General features: G+C 61.7%; 16 protein-coding genes. 7 read left to right on the top strand and 9 right to left on the bottom strand.

Annotated features, from left to right (window positions below):
* Positions 1-74 precede the first annotated feature (74 nt).
* Both ACM6IK_RS28780 and ACM6IK_RS28775 read left to right on the top strand, forming a co-directional pair.
* Positions 75-1301 carry a 3-hydroxyacyl-CoA dehydrogenase NAD-binding domain-containing protein gene (locus ACM6IK_RS28780; protein WP_414876993.1) on the top strand — a complete coding sequence of 409 codons (1227 nt, stop codon included), beginning with the start codon at positions 75-77 and terminating at the stop codon, positions 1299-1301.
* A gap of 177 nt (positions 1302-1478) precedes the next feature.
* Entirely contained in the window at positions 1479-1913 is a 435-nt protein-coding gene (locus ACM6IK_RS28775) for an acyl-CoA thioesterase (RefSeq protein WP_414876992.1), read from the top strand.
* A gap of 66 nt (positions 1914-1979) precedes the next feature.
* Here ACM6IK_RS28775 and ACM6IK_RS28770 read toward each other — a convergent pair whose 3' ends face one another.
* From ACM6IK_RS28770 to ACM6IK_RS28755, 4 genes are all read right to left on the bottom strand, one after another.
* Positions 1980-2468, bottom strand: a complete 489-nt coding sequence (locus ACM6IK_RS28770; protein ID WP_218429611.1) for a glycine zipper domain-containing protein — start codon at positions 2466-2468, stop codon at positions 1980-1982.
* Positions 2469-2821: 353 nt separating this feature from the next.
* Positions 2822-5170 (bottom strand): FdhF/YdeP family oxidoreductase, encoded by a 2349-nt coding sequence (locus ACM6IK_RS28765; RefSeq protein ID WP_414876991.1) that lies wholly within the window; start codon positions 5168-5170, stop codon positions 2822-2824.
* Positions 5167-6006 (bottom strand): formate dehydrogenase accessory sulfurtransferase FdhD, encoded by an 840-nt coding sequence (gene fdhD, locus ACM6IK_RS28760; RefSeq protein ID WP_218429609.1) that lies wholly within the window; start codon positions 6004-6006, stop codon positions 5167-5169. The genes ACM6IK_RS28765 and fdhD overlap by 4 nt, the downstream gene beginning before the upstream one ends.
* Before the next feature lie 92 nt (positions 6007-6098).
* Complete coding sequence (locus ACM6IK_RS28755) at positions 6099-6986, bottom strand: LysR family transcriptional regulator (RefSeq protein ID WP_414876990.1); 888 nt, start codon at positions 6984-6986, stop codon at positions 6099-6101.
* A gap of 126 nt (positions 6987-7112) precedes the next feature.
* On the opposite strand from ACM6IK_RS28755, the gene lysM reads away from it, so the two are divergent.
* Positions 7113-7553 (top strand): peptidoglycan-binding protein LysM, encoded by a 441-nt coding sequence (gene lysM, locus ACM6IK_RS28750; RefSeq protein ID WP_223544595.1) that lies wholly within the window; start codon positions 7113-7115, stop codon positions 7551-7553.
* A 128-nt stretch (positions 7554-7681) separates the two neighbouring features.
* Here the strand turns inward: lysM and yrfG are convergent, their stop codons facing one another.
* Positions 7682-8344 carry a GMP/IMP nucleotidase gene (yrfG, locus tag ACM6IK_RS28745; RefSeq protein WP_414876989.1) on the bottom strand — a complete coding sequence of 221 codons (663 nt, stop codon included), beginning with the start codon at positions 8342-8344 and terminating at the stop codon, positions 7682-7684.
* Between the two features lie 88 nt (positions 8345-8432).
* On the opposite strand from yrfG, the gene nudE reads away from it, so the two are divergent.
* Complete coding sequence (gene nudE, locus ACM6IK_RS28740) at positions 8433-8999, top strand: ADP compounds hydrolase NudE (protein ID WP_108216146.1); 567 nt, start codon at positions 8433-8435, stop codon at positions 8997-8999.
* Positions 8996-9823, top strand: a complete 828-nt coding sequence (gene cysQ, locus ACM6IK_RS28735; RefSeq protein WP_414876988.1) for a 3'(2'),5'-bisphosphate nucleotidase CysQ — start codon at positions 8996-8998, stop codon at positions 9821-9823. Before nudE ends, cysQ begins: the two co-directional genes overlap by 4 nt.
* A 139-nt stretch (positions 9824-9962) precedes the next feature.
* On the opposite strand, the gene ACM6IK_RS28730 is transcribed toward cysQ, so the two are convergent.
* The 4 genes from ACM6IK_RS28730 to rfbC all read right to left on the bottom strand — a co-directional run bounded on the left by ACM6IK_RS28730 (position 9963) and on the right by rfbC (position 14298).
* Complete coding sequence (locus tag ACM6IK_RS28730; protein ID WP_108216144.1) at positions 9963-10418, bottom strand: YiiD C-terminal domain-containing protein; 456 nt, start codon at positions 10416-10418, stop codon at positions 9963-9965.
* A 41-nt stretch (positions 10419-10459) separates the two neighbouring features.
* Positions 10460-11854: a sigma-54-dependent transcriptional regulator gene (locus ACM6IK_RS28725; protein WP_414876987.1), complete on the bottom strand. Its 1395-nt coding sequence runs from the start codon at positions 11852-11854 to the stop codon at positions 10460-10462.
* On the bottom strand, positions 11851-13659 hold the full coding sequence (locus ACM6IK_RS28720) for a sensor histidine kinase (RefSeq protein ID WP_414876986.1): 1809 nt from the start codon (positions 13657-13659) through the stop codon (positions 11851-11853). Before ACM6IK_RS28720 ends, ACM6IK_RS28725 begins: the two co-directional genes overlap by 4 nt.
* Positions 13660-13752: 93 nt before the next feature.
* Positions 13753-14298, bottom strand: a complete 546-nt coding sequence (rfbC, locus tag ACM6IK_RS28715; protein ID WP_090452547.1) for a dTDP-4-dehydrorhamnose 3,5-epimerase — start codon at positions 14296-14298, stop codon at positions 13753-13755.
* Positions 14299-14487: 189 nt separating this feature from the next.
* Between rfbC and ACM6IK_RS28710 the strand changes: the two genes are divergently transcribed.
* Both ACM6IK_RS28710 and aguA read left to right on the top strand, forming a co-directional pair.
* On the top strand, positions 14488-17400 hold the full coding sequence (locus tag ACM6IK_RS28710; RefSeq protein WP_414876985.1) for an aminotransferase: 2913 nt from the start codon (positions 14488-14490) through the stop codon (positions 17398-17400).
* 275 nt (positions 17401-17675) lie between these two features.
* Entirely contained in the window at positions 17676-18782 is a 1107-nt protein-coding gene (gene aguA / locus ACM6IK_RS28705; protein WP_414876984.1) for an agmatine deiminase, read from the top strand.
* Positions 18783-18831: the final 49 nt, after the last annotated feature.

Here is an 18831-nt window from a genome sequence, read left to right as displayed (position 1 = left end):
GAATAAATTTCAAAAAATCGCGGTGCCTGACTATGGTGATGGCTGTCTTCGGATCGCCAACAAGAGAACAAAACATGAGCCGGACACCGTTGGATATTCAGCGCTCCGCCGTCATCGGCGCGGGCACCATGGGCCGTGGCATTGTCATGTGCCTGGCCAACGCCGGAGTGGCCGTGCAGTGGCTCGACAATAACCCGCAGATGCTGGAGCAGGCGCTGGCCACCGTGGCGGACACCTATGCCCGCAACGTGCGCCAGGGCCGCATTGACCAGAGCGAAGCCGATGCCCGTGTGGCGCGCGTTACGGCGGCGGATGGTTATACGGCCATCCGCGATGTCGACCTGGTCATCGAAGCGGTGTACGAAAACCTTGAGCTCAAGCAGAAAATTTTCCGCGCGCTCGATGGCCTGCTCAAACCCGAAGCGATTCTGGCGAGCAATACTTCGGCGCTGGACATCGACGCCATTGCTGCGGTTACGGGGCGCCCGCAGCAGGTCCTGGGCCTGCACTTTTTCAGTCCGGCGCACATCATGAAGCTGCTGGAAATCGTCCGTGGCGCACAGACTGCACCGGCCGTTCTCGACGCAGCACTGGCGCTCGGCCAGCGCATGGGCAAGGTCAGTGTGGTGGCGGGCAATTGCGACGGCTTCATTGGCAACCGCATGCTCAATACCTACGTGCTCGAAGCGCGAAAAATGCTGCTGGAAGGCGCTTATCCCTACCAGGTGGACGCAGCGCTGCAAGGGTTCGGTTTCGCCATGGGGCCGTTCCGCATGTTCGACGTGGTGGGTGTCGACCTGCAGTGGCGCGCCCGGCAACTGTCCGGTGTCGGGCAGGACGCTCCAGAGGTTCAGGTGGATAACCGACTGTGCGAAATGGAGCGCTTTGGCCAGAAGAGTGGCAATGGCTATTACCACTATGAGCCGGGCAGTCGCCAGGCCGAACACGATCCACAGGTGGATGCGCTGGTGCTGGAAGTCAGCGAAGGGTTGGGGTTCCATCGCCGCGAAGTCGGCCCGGAAGAAATTCTCGAGCGCTGCTTGCTGGCACTGGTCAATGAAGGCGCGAAGATCCTGCAGGAAGGCATTGCCGGATCGGCTCACGACATCGATCTGGTCTACCTCAATGGTTACGGATTCCCGGCGGACAAGGGCGGGCCGATGGCCTGGGCGGATCAGCAGGGACTGGCGGACATTCACCGGCGCTTGATCGACCTTGAGACGCGTCAGGGCGATCAGTGGCAACCGGCGCGGTTGATTGGTGAGCTGGCGGCGGCTGGCAAGGGCTTTGCTGACAAGTGATTGATGTTGCGCCTGTGAGGGCGCCTTCGCGAGCAGGCTCGCTCCCACATTGGATATCGGTCATACACAAAATCTGTGTTCACCGAAGATCAAATAATGTGGGAGCGAGCCTGCTCGCGAAGAACGATAACGCGGTTTCACCTTAGACTGCAGGACTCACTCCAGGAACTGACACTGATGTCCAACCCGGCAATCCAACGCACCGACTACCCGCACTTCCAACCCATCACCACCCGCTGGCACGACAACGACGCCTACGGTCACGTCAACAACGTTACCTATTACAGCTTCTTCGATACGGCGGTGAACACCTACCTGATCGAATCCGGCGGCCTGGATATCCATGCCGGCGAGGTGGTGGGATTCGTGGTGAGTTCGGCCTGTGATTACTTTGCTTCCATTGCCTTCCCGGACCGCATCGAGATCGGTCTGCGGGTGGGCAAGCTGGGCAACAGTTCGGTGCAATACGAGCTGGCCGTGTTCAAGCAAGGGGAAGATGAAGCCTGTGCGGCGGGGCGCTTCGTGCATGTGTTTGTCGATCGTGCGTCGAATCAACCCGTGGCGATTCCGGCAGGGTTGCGCGGGGCGCTGGAGCGTCTGGTGGTTCAGTAAGGCAAAAAAAATCGCAGCCCTTGGGCTGCGATTTTTGTTGTGCTCACCAGCGAGGCGCTCGAGGCCTTAGTCGCGGTAATACCTGTGGTGGTGCTTGCGATGGCCATAGGCATGGCCGCGGCCCGGATGGTCGTCACGGTAGTAACGACGATCGTCATGGTCGCGATACGAACGACCACCGCCGTCTTCATCATCGTAATCTTTGCCCATGTGGTTACCCAGCGCGCCACCGGCACCGCCGCCTGCTGCGGCACCGATCAGACTGCCGGTGGTGCCGCCCATGCTGCGGCCGACCACGTTACCGCCTGCTGCGCCCAACGCACCGCCAAGGGCTGCTTCGCCACGGCTGTGTTTGTTTGCGCCGACGGCGCTACCACCCGCGCCACCCAGGGCTGCGCCGATGGTGGAACCTGTACTGCCGCCTAACGACTGACCGACGACCGAGCCTAGAACCCCGCCCAATGCGCCGCCTACACCGGCTTCGGTGGTACCGCCAGCAGACGCGATACCGCTGACCAGGCCAAGGGACAACAAGAGAATGGAGGAGAACTTCATGGAGGAACCTCAAGGGGATGACGGCGCGATCCTGAGGCTCTGGAATGGGCGTGACAATCGAAATCCGACGAATAACACGACCTGTATACAATATTGCAAGTTACTGTTTTTCGGGCGGAACTTAACGTTTTTTTGCCGGTCTTTTACTACTTCGCAAAGGCCGTTTTCGTGAGAGAACGGCCTTTTTTGTGGGCGAAAGGAAAGCGCAGGGTCCGGAGTTTTTGGTGATTGGTCTGGCCCCATCGCGAGCAAGCTCGCTCCCACAGGTTTTTCTGTTGTTCACAAAATCTGCGTTCGACTGAAATCCCTGTGGGAGCGAGCTTGCTCGCGATGGGGCCAGTTCAGACAACACATTACGCAGACCTGGCCATGATCAACCCGGTCTCACTCGCCGCTTTCAACTGGATCGCCACAAACTTCGACGTCGGCGTATGGCTGCCATCGCCGGTGCTTTCCAGCGGCACCAACGGGTTCACTTCCGGATAGTAGGCCGCCGCCTGCCCGGCCGGGATATCAAACGCCAGCAGCGTGAAGCCTTTCACCCGACGTTCAACACCATCGTCCCAGAGCGAAACGATGTCCGCCTTCTGCCCCGGCTTGAAGCCCAGGCGGATGATGTCGGCTTCGTTGACGAACAACACGTCGCGCTGTCCCTTCACGCCGCGATAACGGTCGTTGAGTCCATAGATCGTGGTGTTGTACTGATCGTGGGAACGCATCGATTGCATGATCAGATCCGGCAGCACTCCGGTGGCGCGGGTGCGTTCGTGCACCAGATCCCCGGGCAGGATGCTTGGCTTGAAATTGGCCCGGCCCGATGCAGTGTTCCACTTGCGCGCACCGGCACTGCTGCCCAGGTAGAAACCGCCCGGATTCCTGACCTTCTCGTTGAAGTCCTTGAAGTCTGGAATGGTCTCGGCAATCAGGTCACGGATACGACGGTAATCGGCCACCAGCCAGTTCCAGTCCACCGGGTGGCTGCCCAGGGTCGCGGCGGCGATGCCGGCCAGGATCGCCGGTTCCGAACGCATCTGGTTCGACAGCGGCTGCAGTTGACCATTGGAGGCGTGGACCATGCTGAATGAATCTTCCACCGTCACCGCTTGCGGGCCTTCGGTCTGGATATCGATGTCGGTGCGGCCCAGGCACGGCAGGATCAGCGCGTCCTTGCCGTGGATCAAATGGCTGCGGTTGAGCTTGGTGCTGATCTGCACGGTCAGGTCGCAGTTCTGCAGGGCCTGGAACGTGCGTGGGCTGTCCGGCGTCGCTTGGGCGAAATTGCCACCCAGACCGATAAAGACTTTCGCCCGGCCTTCAGCCATCGCATGAATCGCCTCGACCACATTGTGGCCGTTGTGGCGCGGCACCTTGAACTGGAAGCGACGCTCCAAGGCATCGAGGAACGCCACTGGCGGACACTCGTTGATGCCCATGGTGCGGTCGCCCTGCACGTTGCTGTGACCCCGCACCGGACATAGACCGGCACCGGGCCGGCCGATGTTGCCGCGCAGCAGCATCAGGTTGGCGATTTCCTGGATGGTCGCCACCGAATGCCGGTGCTGGGTGATGCCCATGGCCCAGCACATGATGACGTTCTTGCCCTTGGCGTACATACGCGCCGCTTGTTCGATTTCTATCAGCGTCAGGCCCGACTGCTCGACGATTTGCTCCCACGAGGTGTCGTCGATGACCGCCAGGTACTCCAGCACATTGACGCAGTGTTCATTGAGGAAGTCGTGGTCGAACACTGCCGGGGCGCCGGTTTTCTGCGCATCGCGTTCCCACAGCAGGAGGAATTTCGCCATACCGCGCATGATCGCCATGTCGCCGCCCAGGGCCGGGCGGAAGAATGCGGTGTTGGTTGGCCTGTCGCCGTTGGTGAGCATTTCGATCGCGTGCTGCGGATGCTGAAAACGTTCCAGGCCACGCTCCTTGAGCGGATTGATACACACCACCTGAGCGCCGCGCTTCACCGCTTCGCGCAACGGCTCGAGCATCCGTGGGTGGTTGGTGCCAGGGTTCTGGCCCCAGACGAAAATCGCGTCGGCGTGCTCGAAATCGTCGAAGGTCACAGTGCCTTTGCCGACACCGATGCTTTGCGACAACGCGACACCGCTGGCCTCGTGACACATGTTCGAGCAGTCAGGGAAGTTGTTGGTGCCATAGGCGCGCACAAACAGCTGATAGAGAAAGGCCGCTTCATTGCTGGCCCGACCCGAGGTGTAGAACTCGGCCTGATCCGGGCTCGACAAGCCGTTCAGGTGTTTGGCGATCAGCGCGAACGCGTCGTCCCAGCTGATCGGCTTGTAGCGGTCGGTTTCGGCGTCGTAGCTCATCGGCTCGGTCAGGCGGCCCTGATACTCGAGCCAGTAGTCGCTTTGCTCCAGCAGCGCAGTGACGCTGTGTTTGGCGAAGAACTTTGCATCGACCCGGCGCTTGGTCGCTTCCCAGTTCACTGCTTTGGCGCCGTTCTCGCAGAACATCACCATGCCGCCTTCCTTGGAATCACCCCAGGCGCAACCAGGGCAGTCGAAGCCGCCGTTCTTGTTGGTCTTGAGCATCATGCGCAGGTTTTTCAGCGCGTTGTCGCTGGTCAACCAGGCCTGGGCGACGCTGATCAGTGCGCCCCAACCACCGGCCGGGCCTTTGTAGGGCTTGTAGCGAGGGACAGGTGTCTGGTCGGCTTGACGGTGTTGACTCACGCTTGTTTCTCCAACGTTGGGCTGTAGACCCGCGGTGCATTCTTCTGTGGCAGATGGATAAGGTTGAGGTTGTGGCGACGGGCCCATTGCACGGCAAGGCCCGTGGGCGACGACAGGCTGACCAGGGTCTGGATGCCGGCGCGCAAGACTTTCTGGATCAATTCGAGACTGCAGCGGCTGGTGACAATCGCCAGCCCGCCAGCAGTCGGGATCTTTTGACGGATCAATCCGCCGATCAGTTTGTCGAGGGCGTTGTGCCGGCCGATGTCTTCGCGACCCAGCAGCAACTCGCCCTGATCATTCATGAACACCGCGGCATGTACCGCACCACTGTGCTGGCCAAGGGGCTGGAACGCGCCGATGCGCTGGCGCAGGCCGTCGAGCCATTCGGCAGGCGGCAAGGGTGCGCCGGGCAACACCTGGAGCTCGGGCAGTGCCTGCTCTACGGCTTCCACGCCGCACAGCCCGCAACCGCTGGTGCCGGCCAGTTGCCGACGCTGCTGCTTGAGGTTCCAGAAGGCGCGGTTGGCGATGGTCACTTGCGCGTATTGCGCCGAACCAGAGCCGGTCAGTTGCAGGTCATAAATATCAGTGGCGTCCTCGATGATCCCGCTGCCCAGGCTGAAACCGACAATGAAGTCTTCGAGGTCCGTGGGTGTCACCAACATGACGGCCTGGCTGATGCCGTTGTAGGCAATCGCCAGCGCGACCTCCTCGGCCAGCGCGGTGCTGGTCGACTCCGTGTCTTCAAGGTTGCTGTAGCTGTACGTCTGGCTGGCGGCGGGCGCGGGCGTTTCGAGGGCAGGCGCCGCGCAGGCTGGGCGCTTGGTGTTCATGGCATCACCGACGGTTTGATCAGCTTTAAGACTAGGCGTGACAACTTGTCACGTCTAATCGTTAGTACTGATGTACCGATAGATACTGTCGATCAAGCACTGGGCAACGATTGTCGATAAATCGCGAAACAGGCCTCCGCCAAGGCCGAGCGTGGCGCGCTACGACGCATGATCAGCCCCAGCCGGCCTACGGTCTGGGCGTTTTCGATCGGTTGCAGGCGCAGATGATCGGTCAGCTCTTCCAGACCTCCGTCCAACGGCATCACAGCGCAGCACAAGCCACCGTGCACAGTTTGTAAAAGTTGATGCACGGCATCCGTTTGCAACAGCGGCTGCGGGGTGAGCCCGCGGCTGTGGAAGTTGTGGTCGATGGATTGGCGAAAATGCATGCCGCTGGAGAGCATGCCCAGTGGCAGTTCGATCAATGATTCCCAACTCAGCGGCGCCTCGCCAAAGCTGAAAAAGCGTTGGTCGTAGAGCAGACCCATGCGGGTTTCGCTGAAGGCCAGGGAGTCGAAATGTTCGGTGTCCAGGCGCTCCAGGTAGGAAACACCGAGGTCCAGGCGATTGTTCGCCAGTTGTTCGAGTATTTGCTCCGAACTCAGCGCCGAAAGCTCGAAGCGCAGGTTCGGGTGCTCCCCGTGCAGGCGTTGCAGCAGCGGCAGCGGATCAAAACTCGACAGCGGCACCACGCCCAGACGCAACGTACCGACCAGATTGCCGCGACAGGCGGCCGCCTCGGCGTACAAGCCGTCGTACGCCGCCAGCACCGTGCGCGCCCAGGCCAGCACTCGCTCGCCCGGCGCCGTAAAACCTTCGAAGCGCTGACCACGATTGACCAGCGGCAGGTCGAGTTCTTCTTCGAGGCTGCGCAGGCGCATCGACAGTGTCGGTTGAGTAATGTGACAGCGCGCGGCGGCCTGACCGAAATGGCGGGTTTCGTCGAGCGCGATGAGGAATTTCAGCTGCTTGATGTCCATCTTCGCTCCTGGGCGCGGGAAGGGGCCGATTCTATCGCAAGCGGGGTCATTGGTCGGGCTGGATTCGCAAGTGATGGTCGTGGTCTAGGCTTTGTCGTCTGGACCCCAAACCCAAGGAGATGCACCATGAGTCTTTTGAGCTTTGTGAAGGAGGCAGGCGAAAAGCTGCTGGATCTGCTGACGCCAGGCAACGCCAATGCCAGTGAGCAGTTGAAGGAACACATCGGCAAGGTCGGCCTGGGCAACCCGAATGTGCACGCGACGGTCGAGGGTGACAAGGTCACGGTGACGGGCGAAGTGGCGAGCCAGGAAGAGAAGGAAAAGATCCTGTTGGCCGTGGGCAATATTGCCGGGGTTGGCAGTGTGGATGATCAGATTACCGTGACCGGGCCTGTCGTTGCTGCCGCAGTGTTTGTCACCGTGGTGAAGGGCGACACCCTCAGCGCGATTTCCAAGCGTGTGTACGGCGATGCCAACAAGTACAACAAAATCTTCGAGGCCAACAAACCAATGCTGTCGCACCCGGACAAGATCTATCCGGGGCAGTCGTTGCGGATTCCTGAGTAAGTCGTCAAACCGCGTGATGGCCATCGCGGGCAAGCCACGCTCCCACAGGATCTGAGCCGTTCACGAAGGATGCGAACGACGCAGATCCTGTGGGAGCGTGGCTTGCCCGCGAAGCAGGCGCCTCGGTATCAAAGCCCAGCAATCAAATCCCGATAATCCCCGACCGCCGCAAACTCCGCCGTATCCTTCGGCCCCTTGCGGCTGTCTGGCTCACGCACCGCCAGCAAATGCGCCACGCCAAAGTCCCGTGCACTGCGCAAAATCGGCAAGGTGTCATCAATGAACAGGCTGCGCGCCGGATCGAAATCGATGTCGGCTTGCAACGCATCCCAGAACTGCGGGTTTTCCTTGGGGAAGCCGTAGTCATGGGAGCTGATCAAGCGCTCGAAGTACGGCGCCAGTTCGACTTTTTCCAGCTTCAACGACAGCGCATCCCGATGGGCATTGGTGATCAGCACCACGCGCTTGCCGGCCCGTTTGATCGCCGCCAGAAAGGTGTCGGCATCCGGGCGCAGGGCGATCAGGTGCGCGGTTTCCAGTTTCAGGTCGCGCACCGACAGCTTCAGTTCGGCGCTCCAGAAATCCAGGCAGTACCACTGCAACTGGCCGGCATTGCGCTCGAACAACGGCTGCAATTCCATCTTGGCCATGGCCCGGCTGACCCCGTGCAGTTCGGCGTAACGCTGGGGCAGGTGCTCCATCCAGAAGTGGTTGTCGAAATGCAGGTCCAGCAGCGTGCCGTCCATGTCCAGCAGAACGGTATCGATGTCGGACCAGGGTAATGAAGGCATGGCAACGTCTCGGGCAGTAGAAAGATTTCTGGCGTAAACAATCGGGAAAGCCGCGTTATAGTAGCGCGTTCACGCCTAGGAGCTTTGCATGCGCCAGAAACCCACCATACTCGCCCGCGAAATTGTCGCCACCAGTCGATTATTCTGCGTGGAAGAGCTGAAGTTGCGCTTTTCCAACGGCGTGGAGCGCACCTATGAACGCCTGGTCGGCAAGGGTGCCGGGTACGGCGCGGTGATGATCGTGGCGATGCTCGATGCCGAGCATGCGGTACTGGTCGAGGAGTATTGCGGTGGCACCGATGAATATGAAATGTCGTTGCCCAAGGGATTGATCGAGCCGGGTGAAGACGTGCTGGCGGCGGCCGAGCGTGAGCTCAAGGAAGAGGCCGGTTTCGGTGCGCGGCAACTGGAGCACCTGACCGAGCTGTCGCTGTCCCCCGGCTACATGAGCCAGAAGATTCAGGTGGTGCTGGCCACCGACCTCTACGAAGAGCGTCTGGAAGGCGACGAGCCCGAGCCGATGCGGGTGGACAAGATCAATCTGCGTGAACTCTCGGCGCTGGCGCAAAACCCGCAATTTACTGAAGGCCGAGCCTTGGCGGCGCTGTACCTGGCCCGAGACCTGTTGACTCAGCGCGGAGCGTTCCAGCCATGAACTTTCCGCATCCGTTGATGGCACCGGTCATCGAGCTGGCCTTGCAGGCCGGTGAGGCGATCCTGCCGTTCTGGCGCACAGGCACGGCCGTCACGGCGAAGGCTGATGATTCGCCGGTGACCGCTGCTGACCTGGCCGCACACCACCTGATTCTGGCCGGGCTGACGAAACTGGACCCGAGCATTGCGGTGCTCTCCGAAGAGGACGCCAACATCCCCCAAAGCGTGCGGGCCGGATGGCAGCGCTGGTGGCTGGTTGATCCGCTGGATGGCACCAAGGAGTTCATCAGCGGCAGCGAAGAGTTCACCGTCAACATTGCCCTGATCGAAAACGGTCGAGTGGTGTTCGGCGTGGTGTCGATGCCGACCAACGGGCGTTTTTACGTCGGTGGCGCCGGCCTCGGTGCCTGGCGCGGCGATAAAGGTGGCACGCCGGTGGCGATCAAGGTGCGTGATGCATTAGCGCCCGGCGAGTCGTTCACCGTGGTGGCCAGCCGTCGCCATTCGAGCCCGGAGCAAGAGCGTTTGCTGGCCGGGTTGAGCGCCAGCCTTGGCGAGCTGCAACTGGCCAATGTCGGCAGCTCGCTGAAGTTTTGCCTGCTGGCCGAAGGGGCGGCGGATTGCTATCCGCGCCTGGCACCGACTTCGCAGTGGGACACGGCGGCAGCGCAAGGTGTGCTGGAAGGCGCGGGCGGTGAGGTGCTGGAGTTGAGCGGTGAGCCGTTCAGCTATCCGGCGCGGGAGTCGCTGTTGAACCCATTCTTTCTGGCGTTGCCGGCGAAGGCGGCCTGGCGGGAGAAGCTGCTGGAATTGGCGCGCGCATAAGATCGTTTTCACGCGTTGATGCAAATCCTTGTGGGAGCGAGCTTGCTCGCGATGGCAGTGTGTCAGGCAACTACAATGTTGGCTTGGACGGCCCCATCGCGAGCAAGCTCGCTCCCACAGGTTTTGCGGCGGTCCTGATTTACCGGTGCAACACGTACTGCCCGATAAACCTCACCGCATCCTCATCACGGCCTTCATTGACGACCCGCGTATGCAGCGTCAACCGCGCTCGGCTGTATCGCTGGAAGGTGGTCAGGAATTTCTTCCAGATCACCGGATCCGGCGCCTGGCAAATGGCGTTGGCATCGCCCGTCACCGGCAGCGGATAGCTGATCTGCCCTTCTTGAATCACGATGTGCCCGTCGGTAATGCCTTCTTCCTTGAGACGCAAATGCAACCAGCCCCAACCGGCCAGGACCGCGCCGCAATACAGGCTGCCGCCGAACATGGTGCTCTTGTGGTTGACGTTGGCTTCCAGCGGCAAGTGCAGGCGCAGTTGCTGGTCATGCCAGTCGAGCACTTTGAGGCCCATGTCCCGGGTGAGGGGAATGTCGTGATGGAGGACTGATTCCAGTTGTCGACTGTCGCGGCTCATTCAGGGGGCCTCTTGCTTGAAGTGGATGATTGGACGGTAGCTCAGTCGAGGTCGTCAGGATGGGCCGAGGCGCCACTGTCGGCAAAACTCAGACCGTGTTTACGCAGTTTGTCATGCAGGGTCTTGCGCGGAATGCCGAGGGCTTCGGCGACGCTGCGCACGGAGCTGTGCGAACGTGCCAGTTCAGCAGCGATGAGGGTTTTTTCGAAGTTCTCCACTTGCTCGCTCAAACCGCCGCTGACGACTTCGACCCTGTTGCCAGCACCGCCTTGCGGCGTGTTGTCGTCGAGGGCCAGTTCCAGTCCGAGGGCAAAACGCTCGGCCGCATTTTGCAGCTCGCGCACGTTGCCCGGCCAGGTGTGGCGCAGCAGCAAGGCACGTTGTCCCGGTTGCAGTTCATGGGGCGGCAAGCCGTGGCGGGCACTGGCTTCATCGGCGAAATGCTGGAACAGCATCAGCGCATCTTCGCCCCGCTCGCGCAATGGTGGAATCCGCAATGGCGCGACATTCAGGCGGTAATACAGGTCGGCACGAAAACGTCCTTGATCCGCCGCCTGGCGCAGGTCTTCCTTGGTGGCGGCGATGATGCGGATGTCCAGCGGGATCAGTTGATTGCCGCCCAGGCGTTCGACTACCCGTTCTTGCAGCAAGCGCAGCAATTTGACCTGCACATCCAGGCTCATGCTTTCGATTTCATCGAGGAACAACGTGCCGCCATTGGCGAATTCGAACTTGCCGATGCGGCGTTTCTGCGCACCGGTGAAGGCACCGGGCTCGTGGCCGAACAGCTCGCTTTCGACCACTGATTCGGCCAGGGCACCGGCGTTGATCGCCACGAACGGACCGTTGCGACGGCTTGATAAATCGTGCAGCGCCCGGGCCACGACTTCTTTGCCAGCGCCGGTTTCGCCGAGGATCAGCACATCGGCCTTGGTCGCCGCCAGGGCGCCGATCTGCTCGCGCAGGCGCAGCATCGAAGGTGAGTGGCCAACCAGGCGGGCGCTCAGCTCATTGCGGTCGCTCAAGGCCAACCGCAGGCTACGGTTGTCCAGCACCAGCCGGCGCAGGGCCAATGCGCGGCGCACGCTGTCGAGCAGGGCGTCGCTGGCGAAGGGTTTTTCCAGAAAGTCATAGGCCCCGGCGCGCATGGCTTGCACCGCCAGTGGCACATCGCCGTGGCCGGTGATCAGCAGCACCGGTAGCTCAGGGTCCTGGGCATGCAGTTCGGTCAGGAGTTCGAGACCGTCCATGCCGGGCATGCGGATGTCGCTGACCACCACACCCGGCCAGTCGCGCTCCAGTTGCGCGGCCAGGCCCTTGGCTTCGGCCAGCGGCAGGATTTTCAGGCCCGCCAGATCCAGTGTCTGGCTCAGGGCCTGGCGCAAGTGGGGATCGTCGTCGATCAACACGACCTGAATGCGGTTGTCGATGGTCATGCACTTCGGTCCTCGGACGGTTGCAGGCTCACGCCCGGTGCGCCTGGGCGCAGCTTCAGGGTAATCAGGGCGCCGCCCTCCTTGTGATTGGCGAACGACAGTTCACCGCCGAAGGCGCGCATCAGGGTTTCGCAAATCGCCAGACCCAGACCGAGGCCCTGGGTTCGGGTCTTGGTGGTGTAGAACGGCTCGCTGGCGCGCCCAAGGGCTTCCATGCAAAAGCCGGGGCCGTTGTCGCGAATGTACAGGTTGACGCCATCGGCCGTGGATTGGGCACTTAGCCAGAGTTTACGTGGCGGGCCTTTTTCCGTCAGGGCATCCAGGGCGTTGGCCAGCAGATTGCCGAGTACCTGGCGCAGGCGGGTTTCCCCAGCCTCGACCCACAGGGTGGCGGCGGGCAAGTCGCGGATCAGCTCGACTTCCATGCTGCGTCGACGCTTGGCCAACAAGGCCAGGGCATCGTCCAGCGCCGGTTGCAGGGCGACGCTTTCCGGGGCATGCCGGTCGCGCCGGGCAAAGGCGCGCAAGTGGGCGATGATCGAGGCCATGCGGCCGGTCAATTCGCTGATCAGCTTGAGGTTGCCGCGGGCATCGTCGGTGCGCTGGTGATCGAGCAGCACCTCGGCGTTTTCCGCGTAGCTGCGAATCGCTGCCAGCGGCTGATTGAGTTCGTGACTGATGCTCGCCGACATGGTGCCCAGTGCCGACAATTTGCCGGCCTGCACCAGATCGTCCTGGGCGCGTACCAGCTCCTGCTGAGCCTGTTCGCGCTCCAGCACTTCCTGTTTCAGGCGCCGGTTCAGGCCTTCGAGATCGCTGGTGCGCTCGGCGACCCGACCTTCCAGCTCGCGCCGGGCCTTGGCTTCGAAAGCAATGCGTTCGAGGTAATGGCGGCGGCGCTGCATCATCAGGCCGAGCAGCAACATCAACACCAGCAACGTTGCACCACCGATGGCCACCACCGTGCGCACCGGGCGGTCGATCAAGGTGCGCGGGGCGAGGATGCTGACGTCCCAGCCGGTTTCGGCGATCTGCTGGGTCTGGGTCAGCCAGGCATTGGGATTGAGTTTCAGCGGTTTTGGCTCGCGGGTTGGATAGGGTTGAATCGCGGTGATGGCTTTGCCTTCCTCCTCGTTCAACGGGCGGGTCGAGCGGAATCGCCACTCCGGTCGCGAGGTGAGAATGACCACGCCGTTGTGGTCGGTCAGCAGCAGTTGCTCCGGGGTATTGCCCCAGAGGCTTTCGGTGTGGTCGAGGTCGACCTTGACCACCAGTACGCCGACGATTTTTTCGCCATCACGCACGCCGGCGGCGAAGAAGTAGCCGCGCTTGGCGGAGGTGGTGCCCAGGCCGAAAAAGCGCCCGAGCCGCCCGGCCATGGCTTCGCTGAAATACGGCCGGAAGGAAAAATTGCGCCCGACGAAACTGTCGTGCTTGTCCCAGTTGGAGGCGGCCAGGGTCTTGCCATTGGCGTCCATCAGGTACATGACCTCGGCGCCGGTCTGGGTGGCGATATTTTTCAGCAGGCGGTTGGCGTTGCCCTGGGTGACGCCATCGTCCGGCGCACCGAGCACGGCGCGCAAGGCCGGCAGGTCGCCGAGGATCTGTGGCAACACTTCATAGCGATGCAGGGTACCCAGCAGGTTGGCGACGTAGAGATCGAGGGTCTGACGATTCTGACTGGCCAGCTCGCTGCGGTAGTAACGCTCGGCGAGATGCTGCAGCGGCCACAGCAACGGTGCAAGGCACAGCGCCAGCAGGGCCAGGCTGCGCCAACGGGGTCTGGGAGGGAGAGTCGGTTTCATGAGCAGCATGCGCCTGTGGGTACAGGCGCATTATGCCTAGGCTTGCCCGCCTTGGGTCAGGTGCATCTTGATAGGCGAGCTTCAGCCGGTCTTTCAGGCAAAAACGTCGGCGTCCTTGAAAAATACGCCGGCCTGATCTTTCGCCGACAGCTGCGGCGTGCCCTGCAGTTGCCAGTCGATGGCCAGGTCCGGGTCGTCCCAGCGAATGCTGCGCTCGGCGGAGGGCGTGTAGTAGTCGGTGGTTTTGTAAAGGAACTCGGCAAACTCGCTCAATACCACGAACCCGTGGGCGAAACCTTCCGGGACCCAGAGCTGACGATGGTTGTCGGCAGACAGGCGCACAGCGACCCATTTACCGAAGTGCGGTGAGCTGCGACGGATGTCTACGGCCACGTCCAGCACCTCACCGACCGTGACGCGAACCAGTTTTCCCTGGGTATTTTCCAGTTGGTAATGCAGACCGCGCAGCACGCCCTTCTGCGAACGGGAGTGATTGTCTTGAACGAATTCAGTGTCCAGTCCGGTGGCCTCTTTGAAGGCCCGGGCGTTGAAACTCTCGTAGAAGAAACCACGCTCGTCACCAAAGACCTTGGGTTCGAGGATCAGAACACCGGGCAGGTCGGTGGTCACTACATTCATGGCGGCTCTCCAGCAGTGTGCGTTGAATGGCCGCCATTCTTGCGCAAAGCGCCGACCGAGGCGAGTACCAGAACGAAACCTGTGTGAGCGGGCTTGCTCCCACAAATGATCCCATGCCGCTTCCGGGGGTTGCGTATCGCCCGAAGCAGTGGCGATATAGGCGCCTAATAAAACTTCAGGGGTCGTTGTATGCCGCTCGCCACGTTGATTCATCGCGCCAGTTTGCCCAGCCCGCAGGTGTCTGCGGAGCAAGCGCTAGAGCTGCTGGAGGAACATTACGGGGTCAGCGGCAGGTTGCAGGCCCTTGGCAGCCAGCAAGACCTGAACTACCGCGTCGATAGCGAGCGGGGGCGTTTCGTCCTGAAAATCTGCCGTGGCGACTACTCGGTACTTGAGCTTCAGGCGCAACACGCCGGGCTCAAGCATCTGGGCGAGCACCCCGATGTGCATGTCCCGCGTGTCATCGCGGCGAAAAACGGTGCAGACCTGCTGTCGCTGGACGTGGGTGGCCAGGCCGTGCACGTTCGCCTGCTCGACTACATCGAAGGCCAGCCACTGACGAGCCTCAGTCATTTCAATCCGACGGTGGTGTCTGGCTTCGGTCGTCTGTGCGGTGAAATGGACCTGGCCCTGGCGAATTTCGACCATCCGGGTCTGGTGCGAACCCTGCAATGGGACGCTCGCCATGCGCACGCCCTGATCGCGCACTTGCTGCCGGTGATCAAGGATGAGGCTCAACGCAAACTGATCGTCGAAGCGTCCGCGCAAGCCGAACGGCATTTGCAGCCACTGCAAGACAGACTGCCGGTGCAGGCCATTCACATGGACATCACCGATGACAATGTAGTGTGGCAGCGCGATGCGCAGCGCCATTGGCAGCTGCAAGGCGTGATCGATTTCGGTGACCTGGTGCGCACCTGGCGCATTACCGATCTGTCGGTGACCTGCGCCGCGCTGCTGCATCATGGCGAGGGCGATCCGTTCTGCATTTTGCCGGCGGTACAGGCGTATCACGCGGTCAATCCGTTGCAGCACGAAGAACTGCTGGCGCTGTGGCCGCTGATCGTCGCCCGCGCGGCGGTGTTGGTGCTCAGCGGCGAACAGCAGGTCAGCATCGATCCGGGGAATGCCTACAGCCGCGATAACCTGGTCCATGAATGGGAAATCTTCCGAGTGGCCACGTCGGTGCCGTTGGCGTTGATGGAAGCGGCGATCCTCACCGCCGTCGGCCAGAACCTGCCCAGCATCGGCAGCGAAGGCTTCGCGCCGCTGTTGCCGACCCTGGTGGGGCGTGAGTTCGCGCTGATCGACCTGGGTGTGCTCAGTCCGCATTTCGAGGCCGGGAACTGGGAGCAGGAAGGCGTCGATCAGCACCTGCTGGATGAAGCCGCTGCGGCACATGGCCTGGCGGCCAGTCGTTACGGGCAATACCGCCTGTCCCACACCCGCCCGGACAGCGCCGCTGAACCGGACACTTGCCCGTTGCACGTCGAATTGCGCGTGCCTCAGGGCACGGCGGTCGAAGCACCGTTTGCCGGGGTGGTGCATCACCCATCGGCGGGCGTGCTGCAACTGGACGGCCCGCAATTGAGCGTGCGGCTTTGGGGCGTCACGCCGTCGCTACACAGCGGCGCGGCACTGGTCAAAGGCCAGGTACTGGGCTCGGTCAACGGGCCGTTGATCGTGCAACTGTGCCGTGGCGCGTCGATCGATGCGCCGTTGTTCTGTGCACCTTCGCGCGCGGCGGCCTGGCAAGCGTTGTGCCCTTCGCCGGCAGCACTGCTGGGGCTGGCCTGTGATGCCGAAGCCGAGCTCGACGGACCGACCTTGCTGGCCCGGCGCGACGCCAGTTTCGCCCGTACGCAAAAACATTATTACGTCGACCCGCCGCGCATCGAGCGCGGCTGGCGCAACCATCTGATCGACATGCAGGGCCGCTCCTACCTCGACATGCTCAACAACGTGGCGGTGCTGGGCCACGGCCATCCACGCATGGCCGCCGTCGCCAGCCGCCAGTGGTCGTTGCTCAACACCAACTCGCGCTTCAACTACGCGGCCGTGGCCGAGTTCTCCGAACGTTTGCTGAAGCTGTCCCCTGACGGTATGGACCGCGTGTTCCTGGTCAACAGCGGCAGCGAGGCCAACGACCTGGCGATTCGCCTGGCGTGGGCCTACAGCGGCGGCCGCGACATGCTCAGCGTGCTGGAGGCCTACCACGGCTGGACGGTGGGAGCCGACTCGGTGTCGACCTCGATCGCCGACAACCCCAAGGCCTTGAGCAGCCGCCCGGACTGGGTGCACCCGGTGACGGCGCCAAACACCTATCGCGGCGAATTCCGTGGCCCCGACAGCGCGCCGGATTATGTGCGCAGCGTCGAACACAACCTGGCGAAAATCGCCGAGCAGAATCGCCAATTGGCCGGTTTCATTTGCGAGCCGGTGTATGGCAATGCCGGCGGCATCTCGCTGCCTCCGGGTTACCTGCAACAGGTTTATGCAATGGTGCGCGCCCGGGGCGGCGTGTGCATCGCCGACGAAGTGCAGGTCGGCTACGGGCGCATGGGGGATTTCTTCTGGGGCTTCGAAGAGCAAGGCGTGGTACCGGACATCATTACCATGGCCAAGGGCATGGGTAACGGCCAGCCACTGGGCGCGGTCATCACCCGCCGGGAAATCGCCGAAGCGCTGGAGGCCGAGGGTTACTTCTTCTCGTCCGCCGGCGGCAGCCCGGTCAGTTGCCAGGTCGGCATGGCCGTGCTGGATGTGATGGAAGAAGAAAAACTCTGGGAGAACGCCCAGGTCGTTGGCGGGCACTTCAAGAAGCGCCTCGAAGCGTTGATCGATATTCATCCGTTAGTGGGCGCGGTACACGGTTCCGGTTTCTACCTGGGCGTCGAACTGATCCGCAACCGCGAAACCCTGGAGCCGGCCACCGAAGAAACCACCGCACTGTGCGATCGCTTGCGTGAGCTGGGGATTTTCATGCAGCCGACCGGCGACTACCTGAACATCCTCAAGATCAAGCCGCCGATGGTCACTTCGCGCCAGAGCGTGGATTTCTTCGTGGACATGCTGTCGAAGGTGCTCGCAGAAGGCCTGTAAACACCTACATCTGTGGGAGCGAGCTTGCTCGCGATAGCGGTCTTTCAGTCGAAAAGTCTGTGACTGGAATGGCTTCATCGCGAGCAAGCTCGCTCCCACAGGGGTGGTAGTCTTGGTTCGATTGATATCGGCTTTTAATCGGTTTTTTTTGTAACGGTGGATTTAAGACGCTTTAAAAGCCGATATTTATCGGATATAAAGTGACGCAGTCCACGGCGTGTACCAATGCGCTTCCATTTCTGTCAGGCATCAATGCCACTCCGGAGTCCTGAGCCATGACCACGTTGAACAGCACCCCTCGCGCCGACGGCTTCTACATGCCAGCCGAATGGGCCCCCCAAACCCAGACCTGGATGATCTGGCCCGAGCGCCCGGACAACTGGCGCCTGGGTGGCAAACCGGCGCAAGCCGCGCATGTGGCAGTGGCCAAGGCCATCTCGCGTTTCGAACCGGTGACCGTGGCGGTTTCCGCCGGCCAGTACGAAAACGCCCGTGCCCGTCTGGACATGCCGAATATTCGTGTAGTGGAAATGTCCAGTGACGATGCCTGGGTCCGCGACACCGGCCCGACCTTCGTCATCAACAACAGTGGCGAAGTTCGTGGTGTGAACTGGGACTTCAATTCGTGGGGCGGTTTCGACGGCGGCCTGTATTCGCCGTGGAACCGTGACTCGCAGGTCGGCGGCAAGATCCTCGAGATCGAGCGCAGCCCGCGCTACCGCACCGAAGGCTTCGTGCTGGAAGGCGGCTCGATTCACGTCGACGGCGAAGGCACCCTGATCACCACCGAAGAATGCCTGCTCAATCGCAATCGCAACCCGCACATGAGTCGCGCGCAAATCGAAGCGGTCCTGAGTGCGAACCTGGCTGTGGATAAAATCATCTGGCTACCGGATGGCTTGTTCAACGACGAAACCGACGGCCATGTGGATAACTTCTGCTGCTACGTGCGTCCGGGTGAAGTGCTGTTGGCCTGGACCGATGACCCACAGGACCCTAACTACCCGCGCTGCCAGGCGGCGATGAACGTGCTGCAAAGCAGCACCGACGCCAAGGGTCGCCCGTTCACGGTGCACAAAATGCCGATCCCGGGTCCGCTGTTTGCGACCGAGCAAGAGTGCGCCGGTGTCGATCCGGTGGACGGTACTCAGGAGCGTAACCCGACTGTTCGTCTGGCCGGTTCCTACGTGAACTTCCTGATCGTCAACGGCGGCATCATCGCGCCGAGCTTTGACGACCCGCAGGATGGCCCGGCGAAAGAAATCTTGCAGAACCTGTTCCCACAGCATGAAGTGGTGATGGTGCCTGGTCGCGAACTGTTACTGGGTGGCGGCAATATTCACTGCCTTACCCAGCAACAACCCGCACCGCACAAGGAGTGAGTGAGGTCGTAACAGCTTGAGTTGATTGCGAAATCCCTCAGGCTGTCGA

Origin of the sequence: Pseudomonas sp. IT-196MI5 (assembly GCF_949767415.1) — a bacterium.
Lineage (GTDB): Bacteria > Pseudomonadota > Gammaproteobacteria > Pseudomonadales > Pseudomonadaceae > Aquipseudomonas.
Note: the sequence above shows the minus strand (reverse complement) of the source record. Positions and strands in the feature narration are given on the sequence as shown.

Bases quoted from the DNA above. Each gene is read 5' to 3' on its own strand.
- lysM (WP_223544595.1), top strand. From the start codon at position 7,113: ATGAGTCTTTTGAGCTTTGTGAAGGAGGCAGGCGAAAAGCTGCTGGAT.
- nudE (WP_108216146.1), top strand. From the start codon at position 8,433: ATGCGCCAGAAACCCACCATACTCGCCCGCGAAATTGTCGCCACCAGT.
- ACM6IK_RS28710 (WP_414876985.1), top strand. From the start codon at position 14,488: ATGCCGCTCGCCACGTTGATTCATCGCGCCAGTTTGCCCAGCCCGCAG.
- aguA (WP_414876984.1), top strand. From the start codon at position 17,676: ATGACCACGTTGAACAGCACCCCTCGCGCCGACGGCTTCTACATGCCA.
- ACM6IK_RS28775 (WP_414876992.1), top strand. From the start codon at position 1,479: ATGTCCAACCCGGCAATCCAACGCACCGACTACCCGCACTTCCAACCC.
- ACM6IK_RS28720 (WP_414876986.1), bottom strand. From the start codon at position 13,659: ATGAAACCGACTCTCCCTCCCAGACCCCGTTGGCGCAGCCTGGCCCTG.
- cysQ (WP_414876988.1), top strand. From the start codon at position 8,996: ATGAACTTTCCGCATCCGTTGATGGCACCGGTCATCGAGCTGGCCTTG.
- ACM6IK_RS28780 (WP_414876993.1), top strand. From the start codon at position 75: ATGAGCCGGACACCGTTGGATATTCAGCGCTCCGCCGTCATCGGCGCG.
- rfbC (WP_090452547.1), bottom strand. From the start codon at position 14,298: ATGAATGTAGTGACCACCGACCTGCCCGGTGTTCTGATCCTCGAACCC.
- ACM6IK_RS28730 (WP_108216144.1), bottom strand. From the start codon at position 10,418: ATGAGCCGCGACAGTCGACAACTGGAATCAGTCCTCCATCACGACATT.
- ACM6IK_RS28770 (WP_218429611.1), bottom strand. From the start codon at position 2,468: ATGAAGTTCTCCTCCATTCTCTTGTTGTCCCTTGGCCTGGTCAGCGGT.
- ACM6IK_RS28725 (WP_414876987.1), bottom strand. From the start codon at position 11,854: ATGACCATCGACAACCGCATTCAGGTCGTGTTGATCGACGACGATCCC.
- yrfG (WP_414876989.1), bottom strand. From the start codon at position 8,344: ATGCCTTCATTACCCTGGTCCGACATCGATACCGTTCTGCTGGACATG.
- fdhD (WP_218429609.1), bottom strand. From the start codon at position 6,006: ATGAACACCAAGCGCCCAGCCTGCGCGGCGCCTGCCCTCGAAACGCCC.
- ACM6IK_RS28755 (WP_414876990.1), bottom strand. From the start codon at position 6,986: ATGGACATCAAGCAGCTGAAATTCCTCATCGCGCTCGACGAAACCCGC.